The organism is Paenibacillus polymyxa (genome assembly GCF_015710975.1).
In the GTDB taxonomy this organism is placed as follows: Bacteria; Bacillota; Bacilli; order Paenibacillales; family Paenibacillaceae; genus Paenibacillus; species Paenibacillus polymyxa.
Genome location: NZ_CP049783.1, coordinates 745,716 through 760,285, shown reverse-complemented (window position 1 = coordinate 760,285; position 14,570 = coordinate 745,716). Strand labels below are relative to the sequence as shown.

The 14,570-nt window shown below is 45.9% G+C and carries 14 protein-coding genes; 12 read left to right on the top strand and 2 right to left on the bottom strand.

Translation table 11 applies throughout. The features are described from left to right. The first annotated feature begins 19 nt into the window (after positions 1-19). The 12 genes from G7035_RS03630 to G7035_RS03575 all read left to right on the top strand — a co-directional run bounded on the left by G7035_RS03630 (position 20) and on the right by G7035_RS03575 (position 12,060). A complete protein-coding gene (locus G7035_RS03630; RefSeq protein WP_013369619.1) occupies positions 20-601 on the top strand; it encodes a TerD family protein in 582 nt (193 codons plus the stop codon). 102 nt (positions 602-703) lie between these two features. Further along, positions 704-1,969, top strand: coding sequence for a TerD family protein (locus G7035_RS03625; RefSeq protein WP_019686269.1), 1,266 nt, complete (start codon positions 704-706; stop codon positions 1,967-1,969). A gap of 26 nt (positions 1,970-1,995) precedes the next feature. Then, the gene (locus tag G7035_RS03620) at positions 1,996-2,730 is read left to right on the top strand and encodes a TerC family protein (protein WP_013369621.1); all 735 of its coding nucleotides are present in this window, start codon (positions 1,996-1,998) and stop codon (positions 2,728-2,730) included. A 167-nt stretch (positions 2,731-2,897) separates the two neighbouring features. After that, on the top strand, positions 2,898-4,085 hold the full coding sequence (locus G7035_RS03615) for an HpcH/HpaI aldolase/citrate lyase family protein (RefSeq protein WP_019686270.1): 1,188 nt from the start codon (positions 2,898-2,900) through the stop codon (positions 4,083-4,085). A 52-nt stretch (positions 4,086-4,137) separates the two neighbouring features. Then, positions 4,138-5,484 (top strand): phosphoribosyltransferase family protein, encoded by a 1,347-nt coding sequence (locus G7035_RS03610; RefSeq protein WP_029514865.1) that lies wholly within the window; start codon positions 4,138-4,140, stop codon positions 5,482-5,484. Continuing rightward, positions 5,481-6,632: a cysteine protease StiP family protein gene (locus G7035_RS03605; RefSeq protein ID WP_019686272.1), complete on the top strand. Its 1,152-nt coding sequence runs from the start codon at positions 5,481-5,483 to the stop codon at positions 6,630-6,632. Before G7035_RS03610 ends, G7035_RS03605 begins: the two co-directional genes overlap by 4 nt. Continuing rightward, positions 6,629-7,456 carry an HAD family hydrolase gene (locus tag G7035_RS03600; protein ID WP_019686273.1) on the top strand — a complete coding sequence of 276 codons (828 nt, stop codon included), beginning with the start codon at positions 6,629-6,631 and terminating at the stop codon, positions 7,454-7,456. The genes G7035_RS03605 and G7035_RS03600 overlap by 4 nt, the downstream gene beginning before the upstream one ends. A 25-nt stretch (positions 7,457-7,481) precedes the next feature. Continuing rightward, a complete protein-coding gene (locus tag G7035_RS03595; protein WP_019686274.1) occupies positions 7,482-8,513 on the top strand; it encodes an ATP-grasp domain-containing protein in 1,032 nt (343 codons plus the stop codon). A 58-nt stretch (positions 8,514-8,571) separates the two neighbouring features. After that, a complete protein-coding gene (locus G7035_RS03590) occupies positions 8,572-9,252 on the top strand; it encodes a hypothetical protein (RefSeq protein ID WP_019686275.1) in 681 nt (226 codons plus the stop codon). A 97-nt stretch (positions 9,253-9,349) separates the two neighbouring features. After that, the gene (locus G7035_RS03585; RefSeq protein WP_016821463.1) at positions 9,350-10,450 is read left to right on the top strand and encodes a toxic anion resistance protein; all 1,101 of its coding nucleotides are present in this window, start codon (positions 9,350-9,352) and stop codon (positions 10,448-10,450) included. 340 nt (positions 10,451-10,790) lie between these two features. Next, positions 10,791-11,339, top strand: coding sequence for a hypothetical protein (locus G7035_RS03580; RefSeq protein ID WP_016821461.1), 549 nt, complete (start codon positions 10,791-10,793; stop codon positions 11,337-11,339). Between the two features lie 43 nt (positions 11,340-11,382). Continuing rightward, entirely contained in the window at positions 11,383-12,060 is a 678-nt protein-coding gene (locus G7035_RS03575) for a vWA domain-containing protein (protein ID WP_019686277.1), read from the top strand. A gap of 255 nt (positions 12,061-12,315) precedes the next feature. On the opposite strand, the gene G7035_RS03570 is transcribed toward G7035_RS03575, so the two are convergent. Beyond that, positions 12,316-12,696, bottom strand: coding sequence for a DUF3899 domain-containing protein (locus G7035_RS03570; protein ID WP_019686279.1), 381 nt, complete (start codon positions 12,694-12,696; stop codon positions 12,316-12,318). After that, entirely contained in the window at positions 12,696-14,339 is a 1,644-nt protein-coding gene (locus tag G7035_RS03565) for an ABC transporter substrate-binding protein (protein WP_019686280.1), read from the bottom strand. The genes G7035_RS03570 and G7035_RS03565 overlap by 1 nt, the downstream gene beginning before the upstream one ends. Between the last annotated feature and the right edge of the window lie 231 nt (positions 14,340-14,570).

The following is a 14,570-nucleotide window of genomic DNA, read 5'->3' as shown; positions in this document are numbered from 1 at the left end:
AAGAAGGCAGGTATGCAGTATGACGATTAGTCTTTCCAAAGGACAACGTATTGATCTGACCAAAACGAATCCAGGCTTGACTCGTGTTGTCGTAGGTCTTGGCTGGGATACCAATAAATATAGTGGCGGCGCAGAATTTGACTTGGATGCTTCGGCTTTCCTGCTATATGAGGACGGTAAAGCGAAGGCAGCTGACGATTTTGTATTCTACAATAACCCAACAGGTGGAGCGGGTGCTGTTACTCATACAGGCGATAACCGCACAGGTGAGGGCGACGGGGATGACGAGCAAATTATTATTGATTTTGCAAAGATTCCTGCAAATATCCATCGTATCGGAATTACAGTTACGATTTATGACTATGAGGCACGTGCGCAAAACTTTGGACAAGTGTCCAATGCCTTTGTACGTGTGGTAGATGCGGCAACGGATCGTGAAGTGTTGCGCTACGATTTGGGAGAGGATTTCTCCACCGAAACAGCTGTGGTATTCTGTGAATTTTACCGTCACAATGCAGACTGGAAATTCCAGGCTATCGGTAGTGGTTTTGCTGGTGGATTGGGTGCGCTTGCTAAAAACTATGGCTTGGACGCTCAATAATATCCACATGGGGGTGGTGTCCAAAGGGCGCTACCCCTTTCTTTTTAAGCCATTGAAGGGCGTACGCTGAACACGACAAACGGACAGAAAGGTGACACAATCATGGCTGTTATCGTAGTAAAGGGGCAGAAGGTGGATTTGACCAAAACGAATCCAGGCCTGAGCCATGTCAACATAGGGATCGGTTGGGAGTCCTCAGCGGCTCTGGAACTTGATACTTCTGCATTTTTGCTGGGCCCTGGAGGGAAAGTATCAGGCGATGAGGATCTGATCTTTTACAATAATCCGACTACACCTTTTATCACCTATTCAGATGGACAACAGTTTGGTGACAAGAAACAATTTTCCCTGGACCTAACCAGAATACCTTCCCATATCGAGAAGATTGCGTTTACACTGACCATATATGATGCGGATCAGAAACGGCAAAATTTTGGACAGGTTCAAGGCGGATTTATACGTTTTGTTCATCCGGTTAATGGAGAGGTTTTACGATTTAATTTGGATAGTGGCTTTACAGTCGAGACGGCCATTGTGATAGGCGAGCTGTACCGCCATAACGGTGAATGGAAGTTTAACGCGATAGGCGCAGGCTTTTCCGGTGGATTGGATGCGTTGTGTGAAAATTTCGGCATTGAAGTGGAAAATAATCCGGCCCCTCCGGTGCCGGTGCCTACACCACCTCCAGCACCTCGACCAGTACCCACACCGCCGCCTGCACCTCCTGTTCCAAAGCCAGAGCCATCTGCAACTCCGGTAAATCTGAATCTGCGGAAAATTGAGCTGAAGAAAAAGGGAGATACCATTAACCTGAAAAAGGGCTCAGGCGGATTAGGTGAAATCCTAATCAATCTGAACTGGAATCAGGTACAGCAGAGTAAGGGCTTTTTCAGTCGTGGCTCCAAGGGTGTCGATCTGGATCTGGGCTGCTTGTATGAGATGAAGAACGGGGATAAAGGTGTCGTTCAGGCGCTTGGGGAAGTTTTCGGTTCTCTAAATCGCTTCCCGTACATTGCTCTGGATGGTGACGACCGTACGGGCTCTGTGAAAACAGGGGAAAATCTCCGTATTAATGGGGCTAAAATTTCTGAAATTAAGCGAATTTTGGTGTTTACCTTCATTTATGAAGGAGTCACGAACTGGTCACAAGCAGACGGGGTAGTCACGCTGTACCAGAAGGACGGGCCAGACATTATCGTTCATATGAATGAACATGACAATCGCAAAGGGATGTGTGCGATTGCAATGATCCAAAATGTGAACGATGAAACGTTTAGTATTGAGAGACTCGTACAGTTTTATGGCGGTCATCGTGAAATGGATCAGGCATATAACTGGGGCATGCGCTGGACGCAGGGTAGTAAATAAATTGAATTATCGGAGGCACTCTTTTCATGTTGAATGATTTATTTAAAAATATCAGCGAGAACTACGGGCATTTCTTTTCATGGAGTGATGTGGTAGGTACGCTTACTGACCCGGTGAGTTGGGGGATTATTGGAACTCTCATTTTGCTGGAAGGTCTTTTGTCGGCGGATAACGCCTTGGTTCTCGCAGTTATGGTTAAGCATTTACCAAAAGAGCAGCAGAAGAGAGCCTTATTTTACGGGATTTTAGGTGCGTATATATTCAGGTTTCTGGCCATCGGCTTGGGTACCTTCCTGATTAAGTTCACGCTGATTAAGGTACTGGGTGCGGCTTATCTGCTCTACATCGCTTACAAGGGCTTATTCAAGTCCGAGGGTGATGGAGAAGTGAAAAACAAACCTACTTCTTTCTGGAAAACCGTATTAATGGTCGAACTGATGGATATTGCCTTCAGTATTGACAGTGTCATTGCCGCTTTTGGTGTGAGCGAGAAAGTATGGGTTCTGTTCCTGGGTGGTATACTCGGCGTTCTGATGATGCGTGGTGTTGCACAAGTGTTCCTCAAGCTCATTGATAAATTTCCGGAACTGGAACAGACAGCCTTTATTATGATCGCCATTATTGGGGGTAAAATGCTGGCTGCTGCTTTTGGCTTTCATATGTCGCAAGTATTATTCTTCGGCATTTTGATTGCCGTCTTTGTAGGCACAATGATTCTTAGCTCGGCGAAAAGAAAGAAAAAGGCCGACAAAGAGGCTTAATGTACAAAGTATAGCGAAATCCCTCCTGAAACTAAGGGGGGATTTCTTTTATACCCGAGGCACAGGGCTTCAGTCAGGCGAGATAGAGCAAGAGGAGGGGAAGGGCCCTGAAATATTTTAATGATTTAACCTCTGAGGAAGTAGAAGCGATCTTCTGTACTCCACCGATGGAGTTTCATAACCGTTCACCCAAAAGTATATTGGCTTATGCCATAGGAGCGGCTTTGTACATGCCGGCGACCCGCTCGGAAGTAGCGGAAGAGATCAAAAATGGAAAGCATGAAGGACTTACAACGGTCATTCTGGATTTGGAGGATGCTATAGGGGATCAGCAGGTCGGACAGGCCGAAGAATCGCTGGCACAGCAACTGCTTCAACTCTTGTCCTATGTACGGACAGGGATGATGAGTGAACAGCAATTACCTTTGCTGTTTGTACGTGTGCGATCTGTGGAACAGCTGGAACGACTGCTGAACAGTTTGGGAGAAACCCTGGAGCTGCTTACGGGCTTTGTCCTCCCCAAGTTCTCCTCTGATAATGGACGGGCGTATTTTGCACTCATTACTGAATATAACCGGACTATGCATACAGGGGCAGGAGACGCAAGCCGCACGCCTGTGTTGTATGGATTGCCGATTCTTGAAAGCTCTAAAATTATTTATCGGGAAACCCGTTGGAAAGAGCTGCTGGCGATTAAAGAAATTTTGGACGAGGTTCAGGAATATGTGCTGAATGTACGAATTGGGGCTACTGATTTCTCCAGTCTGTATGGGCTGAGACGCAGCCCGGATATTACGATTTATGAGATTGCCGTCATTCGGGACTGCATCGCAGATATTATTAACTTGTTCGGACGCGTGGACTCGGACTATGTCATTTCCGGTCCTGTATGGGAATATTTCTCTCACCGGGAACGTATCTTTAAACCTCAATTAAGAGTGTCGCCTTTTGAAGACGCATTTGGGAAGCCGGGGCGCTACTTGCGAATGGACTTCATCTCAGATGCAGTGGATGGGCTGATTCGCGAAGTTATGATGGATAAAGAGAATGGGATTATCGGCAAAACGATCATTCATCCGTCCCACATTAAGCCGGTACAGGCCATGTATGCGGTGACTCATGAAGAATATATGGATGCACTTGAGATTGTTGAACGTAATGACGGTAGTCTGGGTGTATTCAAGAGCACCTATGCCAACAAAATGAATGAAATTAAGCCTCATTTGAATTGGGCTTATCGTATTATAAATAGATCTAAAGTATACGGGGTGTTACATGAACAACAACATTTTGTCAGTCTCTTACCCAACTATGAAAACACATCTGCTGCCAATTCTGGAGCAGTTCAGCGTTAAAATTACGGAAACTCATAATCCATTCTGTCTTTCTGTGGACAAGCTGTTTGCGATGGCGGCACGGGTCAACAAAAAGCGTTCGTTTTTGTTTGTCAGCAAGGTGCTGGGCAAGCATATTCCGGTAAATCCATACACCTCTCTGTTAAGTGGGGCAGCACTGGCAATCCTGCTATATAAAGAGCTTGTCCCACAGTCAGGACAACGGATGGATAAACTGATTGGAGAGGCCGTGAGAGGACTCCTTGACCCGAATTATGCAAAAGAGGCCTATCAAAAGCTGATGGATGAACGTTTGTCTTTTGCTTTTCCAGAGCCAATCAAGTTTGTAGGTTTTGCCGAGACGGCTACAGCACTGGGGCACAGCATGTATCGGTTATTTGATGACGGTGCTACATATATTCATACGACACGCGAGGATATTCCGGGCCTTCGGCCTATTATTCGGTTTGAAGAAGAGCATTCGCACGCTGTTGATCATCGTTGTTATGCACTGAATGAGGATGCTTTTGCCGGAGATGGACCCATTGTGCTGGTAGATGATGAGATTACGACGGGAAAAACAACGCTTAATATTATACGGGATATTCAGGAACATTTTCCGCGCAAACAGTATGTGATAGCTTCGTTATTGGACTGGCGGACAGACAGCGACGAGCGAGCTTTTGCTGATCTGGAAGCAGAGCTAGATATTAGGATTACGCCTCTAAGTTTGCTCAAAGGAAAGATAGAAATACAGGGAACACCGATACTGGATCACGCAGAATATGCCGGACAGACCGGGAACGCAGAGCATGCAGCCACTAGCACCGCAGAGGTTAATAAAGATTTGTCTGGAACAATTGACCGCTGTTTTGAAGAGGATGCTTCCGCTTTTGAGCGGATATCACATACCTCCATATCTACCGACGGGTACGCCAATACAGCTCCTTATCTTAAATATTCAGGCCGTTTTGGTCTACAATCCGCCGACAATCCAGCGCTGGATGCAGAAATCGCGTACACAGCTGAACGACTGAACCAACTTCGTTCAGGACAACGAACACTGGTAATGGGTACGGGGGAATTCATGTACATTCCAATGCGGATTGCAGCGGAGTTAGGCCCGAACGTATATTATCAGTCCACCACACGCAGCCCGGTGTATCCCCATAGAGAAGAAGGGTATGGCGTCGCAAGTGGCGTGACCTATCCCTCACCTGAGGACAGTACGGTACGCAATTTTATTTATAATGTAGAGCCAGGTCAGTATGACGAAATATTCGTTTTGCTGGAAAGAGAGTCGGACCCAGAGCGAATGAAGCCCATGCTGGAGGCATTGAGCCGTCTGGGTTGTGATAAAGTGAATGTCGTTTATTTTAATGGTTTAACTAGGCAGGAGAGTAAAGGAGCGCGGATATGAAGCAAGCACTTATGGAGCAAATACAGCAGAAGAACATTCATCCGCCCGAACCGCTAGGCAGTTATCCTGCCTCAGATGTCACTTTTTTATTAAAGGATTTGAGCCGGGTTGCGCTGGAAAAAGGGACGGAGGATCGGGAAGAGGCGATACAGTCGGGCGTCCATTATTCAGAAATGCTGCCAGTGGAGTACCAGCCCACAGCAGAGTATATTGAGTTGTTTCACGACACGCTTGCCCAATCTGCCGAAAAGGTTGCATTAGCGGCAGCTTCTGTGGCTGAGATGATTGTGAGAAAAAGAGGATTGAACACGGCGATTGTTTCTCTTGCCAGAGCAGGGACGCCTATTGGTATCCTGATCAAGCGTTATATTGACTGGAAGTATGGCGTATCCTTGCCGCATTACAGTATTTCTATTATTCGTGGCAAAGGCATTGACCGGAATGCTATTTTGTACATTCTACAGCAGCATGGGCTGGGGATTGAACTTCAGTTTGTCGATGGCTGGACGGGGAAAGGCGCCATTCGTCAGGTGTTGATCGAGGCCTGTCGTGAGATGAATGCAGATTACGGGCTGCGCCTAAATGATGATCTGGCGGTGCTGGCCGATCCGGGTAGCTGCTCGGAGACCTTTGGTACACGAGAAGATTATTTGATCCCGAGCGCTTGTCTGAATTCAACCGTATCAGGTCTGATGAGCCGGACGGTATTACGCGATGATCTGATAGGTCCGGACGACTTTCATGGGGCTAAATTTTATGAATCCTGGCGGTCGGTGGATCAATCCAATACGTTTGTGGATACGGTGTCCGGTTATTTTCAAGCCGTGGCTAAAACGGCGGCTGCCTATGCGGAACAGATGACATTGAATCCGCCTGTCGTGACGTGGCAGGGCTTACGGGATATTGAGGCGATTCAGCAGGCATTTGGGATTCGGGATATTAATCTGGTCAAGCCGGGAGTGGGGGAGACGACTCGCGTACTGCTCCGCAGGGTGCCATGGAAAATTCTGATTGACCGTGAAGATAATCCGAATCTTCAGCATATTATGCTGCTGGCCAAGGATCGTGGAGTGCCTGTTGAGGTATTTGAAGGATTGACCTATTCCTGTTGCGGAATCATCAAGCCGCTCAAGGGGGGACAAGAATGATCTACGCCAGTGACCTGGATCAGACGCTGATTTACTCCAAACGCTCGCTTGGCGTACCGCTGGAGTCCCCTGGTCTGTTGCCTGCGGAACAGATCGATGGGGCGACGTCGGCCTTTATTTCTGCACAAGCTTTGCAATGGCTCAAGACACTACCGGCTGATGTCATGTTTATGCCTGTGACAACTCGGACCATGGAACAGTATAGACGAATCACCGTGTTTCAGACGGAGCTGGTTCCCGCCTATGCCGTGACGAGTAATGGCGGAAACATCATTGTCGGAGGCGAGGTGGACCGAGAGTGGAATCGACGTATTCACGAACAAGTACGCCGCGATGGTGCTCATGCGGAAGAGGCACGCCAGGTGTTCGGACAGGTTCTTCATGAAGACTGGGTCGTAAACGAGCGTTTTTGCGATGAACTATTTTATGCTTTCGTGATTGAACGGGATCGTATGCCGCTGGAACAGGTGCTGGAGAAGGCAAGGATGATGCATGAAATGGGCTGGGAGGTATCCATTCAAGGTCGTAAGGTATATCTGGTGCCTGCGGCCGTGAATAAACAGGCAGCCGTGGCGCATATCCGTAACCTCACCAATGGGGGAGCTGTGGTTGCATCCGGTGACTCTTTACTGGACCGTTGTCTGCTGGATTATGCCGACTATGCGATTGCCCCGCGTCATGGTGAATTGTATCGGGAACAGCAGCGGGATAAGCTAGAGGTCAATTACCGATTTACGGAAGTGTCGGGGGTTTATGCAGCAAATGAAATTATGGAATATGTCTATGAGGTACACGGGAGCATGACAGCGTCTCGTACTTCATGATTAAAATAATAGGGGACGTGGCGTTGTGAAGAAGGTCAAAGTGTATTTTAACCGCTGGTTTTCGGTGGTGTATCATTATATGAATGCTATACGCAACAATGAGGACGGTATTCCGTTCGAGATCTATGCCACACACTCTGATCCGCAGCACATGGCACTGCAGGCCAGTGATGTAGCTGAAGTAGAGCCGCGCACGAGCGGTGTGGAGTATGCACAGTTTTGTGCTGATTTTTGCAGACGCCATGAAATTGATATCTTTATTCCGCGGTGGAATATGCTCGATATTAGCAAGCATCTTTATTTGTTCGACGATATTGGTACAGAAGTAATGGTGTGCCGGGATACCGAACTGCTGGAGCAATTGATGGAGAAGGATCTTTTTTATGAATCTATTCGTCAAAAGGATATTGTCACCATTCCCGATTATGCCATTGCCAGTAATGCCGAGCAGTTTAAACAGGCTTACGAGTCATTAATAGCGCTTGGGCACAAGGTGTGTTTCAAGCCATGTAATGCAGAAGGTGGAATGGGCTTTCGTATCATTGATAATGAACGTGATCCGCTGGAGGAACTGTTCGGCCATGCACTGAATCATATTTCGTTCGAGGAGGCCTATCGCGTATTGTCTTCCACAGAGACGTTTCCCAATTTGATGGTGATGGAACTGCTGGAGGGATATGAATACAGTATCGACTGCTTGGCTGACCGAAACGGAAAATTGTTAGCAGCTGTTCCGCGTAGGAAGGCAGGGGGACGATTACGGCTGCTGGAGCAGCATCCTGAGCTGTTGAAGGTGGCAGAGAAGGTCGCTGAGGCGTATCACATTCCGTACAATTATAACATTCAAGTGAAATATAACGGCGAGCAGGCCAAGTTGCTAGAGATCAATCCGCGGATGTCTGGAGGACTTCATGTATCGTGCTTGTCTGGTATCAATTTTCCTTATCTGGCAGTGAAATCGGCTTTGGGTTATGAAATCGGTCCACTACACCCGCAATACGACATTCTAGCCAGTCACATCGAGCAGCCAATCACGATACGCAAATCCTTACATTGACATAGGCAAATATTGTTTTCTACAATATGGTAAGGGTTTACGTCAGGAGGTATAAGCTATGACTTCTAAAATGTGGGGTGCCACGATTGCTGTGGTCAGCTACCTGATTGCGCTTTTACTAAGTTATTGGTTGCCGTTGTTTGTGTGTCTGGCAATCCCGATCATTTGTATCGGAGGATACAGTGCTGTCATGGCTGTTCGCCATCCTCGTCCTAATCTGACCGGTTCCGTGATTCCGGTGATGCAGGAGCAGGCTGATCAGGCACAGCAACATGAAAAGGAAACTACCGCTCTGCGAGAGTCTATCACAGGACAAGCACGTTTGCCGGACCAGATGACCAGTGAATTTGTTCAGGTCATGGAGTATTTGGATGTACTGGAGGATATGGTGATCTCCGAGGGACAGAAAGATGCGCTTGATAACGAGATTGTCGAGAAGGCGCTGGCTCTATTTGCACGTTTGCAGCGGGTCATCCCGCTTTTGCATGAATTGAACAATAGTGAAGTGAATCACACGGTTCGGAGATTGATTTTGAAGGACTTGAACGGACTGATTAACCCGTTTCTTCGGCTCAGTGGCGACGCGAAACGGACCAACCGCAGGACGCTACTAAACGGATTGCGAGATGTGGATAGCAAAATATCTGTAATTGTATCCACGGTGGAGCATAAGGACCTGATGGAATTACAGAGCAAAGCAGAGCTTATTCACCAGCGGTACAGCAGCTCCGAATTGTAGGTTATTTTAATAGAATAAAAAATCAGCAGCATAGCTGCTCTGAATAATAACTATTAGCTTTCAGCAACAGTTGTTTTCAGAATAGGAGGTTAGCATGATGGCGACCCCATGGGCTGAATTGAAAAAAGAAGATGAACAAAAGGTGACTGAGGAGGCTTCACAGCTGATTCAAAAGGTATCGCAAAGCGATGTTATGAGTCTGGATACCTTAATGGATGACATTGGCAAGCTGGGGGTTAAAACGCAGGAACGGGCGGGACAAACCCTTAAAATGTTGGATCGTCCGGTAAACGACCTCATGTCCGGTGATCGGGCTGAGGTTTCAAATATGATCTTAAAACTCCGGGATGAATGCGAAACGCTCCAGCAGAGTAAAGATGTAGGTTTTTTTGGCAAGCTCCTGCGTAAAAGCCCGTTGAAAAACTATATCTACAAGTATCAGTCGGTGAAGACGAACATCGAGAAAATCATTACTGCCTTGAGAGATGGTAAGGATAATCTGGAAGAGAATATCGTCAGCATGAGACAGTTGAAGAAGGCTTCCATTGAAGAAATCTACAATTTACAGACGAAAATTGCCTTTGGTAATCGCTTGAAAGAGCTGTTCGAAACCGAGATTGCCAAGCCGGAAAATGAAAATCGTAAGCCTCATCTGGAGCGGGGATTGCGCAAAGTGGTTACTCGCACACAGTCGATGACTGAAATGATTTTGTTATACAATCAGGCGATTGCAGCAACGGATATTATTAATGATAACAATGATAAACTGATTGATTCCGTTAATAATGCGATTGATAAAACATCGAATCTGATCACCGTATCGGCTATGATCGCGATGGCACTGGCGGATCAAGATAAAATTATTTCGGCCGTTGATGCGACTAACCGTACGATTGAGGATCAATTCAAGGAAAATGCGAAGCTTCTCAAAACGACGACCGAGAGAACAACGGATCTGCTTAGCAAGCCTTCTATGTCATTGGAGGCTGTGAATCAGGCGATTGGTGATTTGGTATCTGCTTTGGATCTGTCTGAAAAATCGAACCGTCGAATTATTGAAAGTTGCCACGATTATACAAGTAAAATGACAGCAATCAATGCCAATCTTAGCCAGCGTTTGGGCATCGAAGGGAAAGAACAATCCAAACCACTGAAGGACAACCATTCTTCTGAGGGGCTAAGTTCGTTTTTGAACTGATAACTAATACTCAATAAACACAATAATCTATGAAAAAAGACGCCAGGGTGATTCCAAAAGGCGTCTTTCTTTGGTTTGGCAGCGGAGCATAAAGGACATGATGAACATATATAGCATTCTCGTGCATAAACTCTTAAAAAGTGAAATGACAAAGGAGAGAATGAGCGTATGATGTCCTTTATTTTGGGGTGTGTGATTGTCTTTTTACTCGTGGCTGCCAGTAGCGAAAAAGCAGACTCTATTGTGGAGTTAAATGAAACTGTGAAATAAAATTTTTTATTGAAAATCATGCATTTTCTGATAGGATAGAGTTAAATATTGGAATCCCAAAGGAGAATGCATGCTGGAATTTTCATTTGAAATCATCGATGAATCGAAAATCAACATTGTATATCAGTATGGGAGCAGCAGCTTCAATTTTAATTTATTTTTTAACTACGGTGTGTGGACGCTACATCCCTTTGATGGGATTCTGCTGCAAAACAAGGAAATGTGCCGTCTGATCGTTACGGATCTGTTTAAGAACAAAGATTTTCATGTCATGCTGGCACGTGAAAATATTTTATTGTCAACCCTGCGTACCTCTATTGATCTCAATCCCGAAACTCGGGGAGAGCGATATCAGGAACAGGATTTTGATGAGCTGTCTGAATTTGCTGAGACACATAGCTTTGAAGATGTGCTGCAAATCGAACAGGATTCCATCCGCGAGCGTATGGATTTTTTCCAAAACATTATCCAAAGGATGTATATGGAAGGATTCGGTCCGGAAGACAATGATTTTAACAAGGTGCAAGCGATCCTCCGCATTTATAAGGCTGCACATGACCAACTCGGAGAATTGAGCGACTTTCCTCTAAGTGGCGACGAGCGACGACGCAGATGGTAGGTTAAATGGACTAGTGAAAACAGCATAGAGGAGCGTGGGGAACATGAGCGGTATTTCTTTACTTAAAAAGAATGCGCAATTGGTACTAACTAAAAAGAATCTAACGAATGTGACCGCGAGAGTTGGATTAGTGCTCGATATTTCAGGATCTATGAGAAGTTTGTACAAAAATGGGACCGTTCAAAAAGTGTTGGAGCGAATTGTTGCTGTAGCGAGTTCTTTGGATGATGATGGTGTACTGGATGTGTGGGTCTATGATCACCGTTTTTCACGGTTGCCATCCGTTACCGAAAATGACGTTGACAACTATGTTGAAAAACATATTTTGTCCAATGATTATTTGCCCAAGTTTGGTCGAAATGATGAGCCTCCAGTGATGCGCGATGTCATCGCCAAGTACACCAAGGAAGAACCCTCTTCAGATCCGGCTTTTGTTATTTTTATTAATGATGGCGGTGTGAAGCGTGGCAAAGGGGACAATATTGATAACGCAGTTATTGATTCATCAGGAGAGCCAATTTTCTGGCAATTTATCGGTGTGGGTGAATCCGATTTTGGTGTGTTAAAGAAGCTCGACAACATAGAAGATCGTGTGGTAGATAATGCCAATTTCTTTCAAATACAAGATATCGAATCTATGGAAGACAATCAACTGTACGAACTATTGCTTAACGAGTTCCCGTCATGGCTGCAAGAAGCAAAGGAAAAGCGCATTTATTAAAATAAAAAAGAGAGAGTCCCATGAATAAAATCCACGGAACTCTCTCTTTTTTTGTAGATCAGTTACAAAGCGGCAGGACAAGTGATTTACTCTTGGTCTAATTCACTCCTACACCTACTCTAAAACATGTAGAAGCTCTATTGGCGGTTGCCAGCGGAGCGGGCAGAATTGTTCTGGAGAAGCGAAGCGTTCGGAAGAACAATCTGCACGCGCAGCGCCCACCAACCGCCAACCATAGGAAAGCTCCTCATCCCCCTAACTCATCCCCATTAATACTATCGAGCAAAATATAAGTCCCGTTCCGCACCCCGAAGTATATACCTTGAGGTGGCGGAACATGGATGTTTTCCAGGCTGACAGAGATTCATCGGAACGCAAACGTTCATTTTCCTCCTGCAATGCCTTGGATTGACGCATGAACAACTGCCCGATGTCGGCAAATCCCCGCAGAAAGAGGGTGAGAAAGCCACTTTGCAGGACATGGAAGATTGCACCGATTACCAAGCCTAGCAATCCTAACAGAATTAGTAGATTTGCAGTAGCCAGGTTTTCACGACCGTACACGAGATGGGGTGCGGCGTATAGAAATCCTAAGGTACCAACCATCAGGACAGTGATTCCAAAACGTAAAATCATTATTTTTCGACCCGTTTTGCAAAACGGAGATCCGGGTTTGAACGAGCATCGAATACGATGCCTTGAATTTTAGGACTAATTAATGCGGTGTCCGCAGAGAACTGGATCGGTATAATCGGCAAATCTTCCATCAATACATCTTCCGCCTGATGAAGCTGTTCAAAGCGTTTTGCCGGATCAAGCTCAAAGGTTGAGGATTCGATCAGCTTGTCATACTCCGGGTTGCTCCAGTTGGTAAAGTTGTTCGAATTTTTGGAAGTATAGTGTCCCAATACGCCAAGCGGATCAAGGAAGTTTCCTTCCCAGCCCATACGGGCAATCTGGAAGTTCTTTTGTTTAAAGGTATCAATGTATGTTTTCCATTCCTGATTCTCCAGCGTCACTTCAACGCCCAGGTTCGTTTTCAGCATTTCCTGAATGGCTTCAGCTACTTTTTTATGCTTGTCCGATGTGTTGTATTTGAAAGTGATCGGAGGCAGCTTGGTCAAACCTTCTTCTTTCAGACCTTCGGCCAGCAATTGTTTTGCTTTTGTTGCATCAAACTCATAGTATTTTTTCGGCGCTTCATCACGGAAGTCCTTACCAGATGGTGTTGTTGTTCCGTATGGAACATAGCCGTATGCCGGAGTCTCGCCACCTTTGGTTACGTTGGTAGCCAGTGCTTCACGGTCAATGGCGTAGGCAATGGCCTGTCTGATTTTTTTATTGTCAAACGGCTTTTGTTTTACGTTGAAAGAATACGTGTACACACTAAAAGATGGGTGCGACAGGAATTCCTTGCTGCTCTTTTCCTGATCCAGTGTATCTACAGGAAGGCTCAAAATCAGATCCAGATCACCTGTTTTGTACATTTGATAATAGGTTGTGGAGTCTTGAACCATTTTGAAGTTAATCGTTGCCATCGTAATGGCATCTTTGTTCCAGTATTGATCGTTTTTCGTCAGCGTAATTTGCTCATTATGCTTCCATTCCTTGGCTACATACGCGCCGTTGCCGACAATCGTGTTAGCTTCAGCTGCCCATTTGTCGCTTTTCTCCACAACAGCTTGGTTCACAGGTAAATAGGCGTGACCGACAGCAATTGTAGGGAAGAAGCTCAGCGGTGATTTTAGCTCAACGACAAGTGTTTTATCATCTTTAGCTGTAACACCTACGTCTTCAATTTTACCTTTGCCTGTATTGTACGCTTCGGCACCTTTGATGTAGTAGAGGGCAGAAGGGTCATAAGCAGCCGTTTTCGGATTCAGTACCCGTTTCCAGGCGTATTCAAAGTCCTTAGCCGTCAGCGGGTCTCCATTCGACCATTTTGCGCCGTCGCGAATGGTAAAGGTGTATGTTTTGCCGTCAGGAGACACGTCTACTTTGCTGGCAGCACCTTCTACGATTTTACCGGCTTTGTCGTATGTATACAGTCCCTCGTACAAGTTATCAATGACAAAATAGGACGTTGTATCTGATGCGAAAGCAGGGTCCAGTGTATAAGGCTCACCACCTGCCAGATTGGCTGTAATTTCTTGCGGGACATCTGCTTGAGACGCAGCGGACGAGTCGTTGCTTGCTGTCTTGTCCGCATTGCCAGAGCATCCTGCCAAAGCCGTTACGGCCAAAAGTAAGATGATCGTCATCCAATGCATTTTTTTCATCGTGGTTTTCCTCCATTATTATGGTTAGTTATTTGAACGTTGTGTATAAATCCCAAAACGATTTCAAATCAGCAATATTATAGAGAGCGAAACGATCAGCTGGGATTTATTCATCCTCCTTTCCGGCAGGTATGCCGCGTGTGCGCACTTCCATAAAGGAGCTGCCGTTTTTTCTGCGGTTAGGCGAGAAGCTGCGGATCATGATGACACCCCTCCTTGTCCAATTTGAAT

Coding starts and splice junctions, on each gene's coding strand:
- G7035_RS03630 (WP_013369619.1), top strand. CDS start 20: ATGACGATTAGTCTTTCCAAAGGACAACGTATTGATCTGACCAAAACG.
- G7035_RS03625 (WP_019686269.1), top strand. CDS start 704: ATGGCTGTTATCGTAGTAAAGGGGCAGAAGGTGGATTTGACCAAAACG.
- G7035_RS03620 (WP_013369621.1), top strand. CDS start 1,996: ATGTTGAATGATTTATTTAAAAATATCAGCGAGAACTACGGGCATTTC.
- G7035_RS03615 (WP_019686270.1), top strand. CDS start 2,898: ATGGAGTTTCATAACCGTTCACCCAAAAGTATATTGGCTTATGCCATA.
- G7035_RS03610 (WP_029514865.1), top strand. CDS start 4,138: ATGGCGGCACGGGTCAACAAAAAGCGTTCGTTTTTGTTTGTCAGCAAG.
- G7035_RS03605 (WP_019686272.1), top strand. CDS start 5,481: ATGAAGCAAGCACTTATGGAGCAAATACAGCAGAAGAACATTCATCCG.
- G7035_RS03600 (WP_019686273.1), top strand. CDS start 6,629: ATGATCTACGCCAGTGACCTGGATCAGACGCTGATTTACTCCAAACGC.
- G7035_RS03590 (WP_019686275.1), top strand. CDS start 8,572: ATGACTTCTAAAATGTGGGGTGCCACGATTGCTGTGGTCAGCTACCTG.
- G7035_RS03585 (WP_016821463.1), top strand. CDS start 9,350: ATGGCGACCCCATGGGCTGAATTGAAAAAAGAAGATGAACAAAAGGTG.
- G7035_RS03580 (WP_016821461.1), top strand. CDS start 10,791: ATGCTGGAATTTTCATTTGAAATCATCGATGAATCGAAAATCAACATT.
- G7035_RS03575 (WP_019686277.1), top strand. CDS start 11,383: ATGAGCGGTATTTCTTTACTTAAAAAGAATGCGCAATTGGTACTAACT.
- G7035_RS03570 (WP_019686279.1), bottom strand. CDS start 12,696: ATGATTTTACGTTTTGGAATCACTGTCCTGATGGTTGGTACCTTAGGA.
- G7035_RS03565 (WP_019686280.1), bottom strand. CDS start 14,339: ATGAAAAAAATGCATTGGATGACGATCATCTTACTTTTGGCCGTAACG.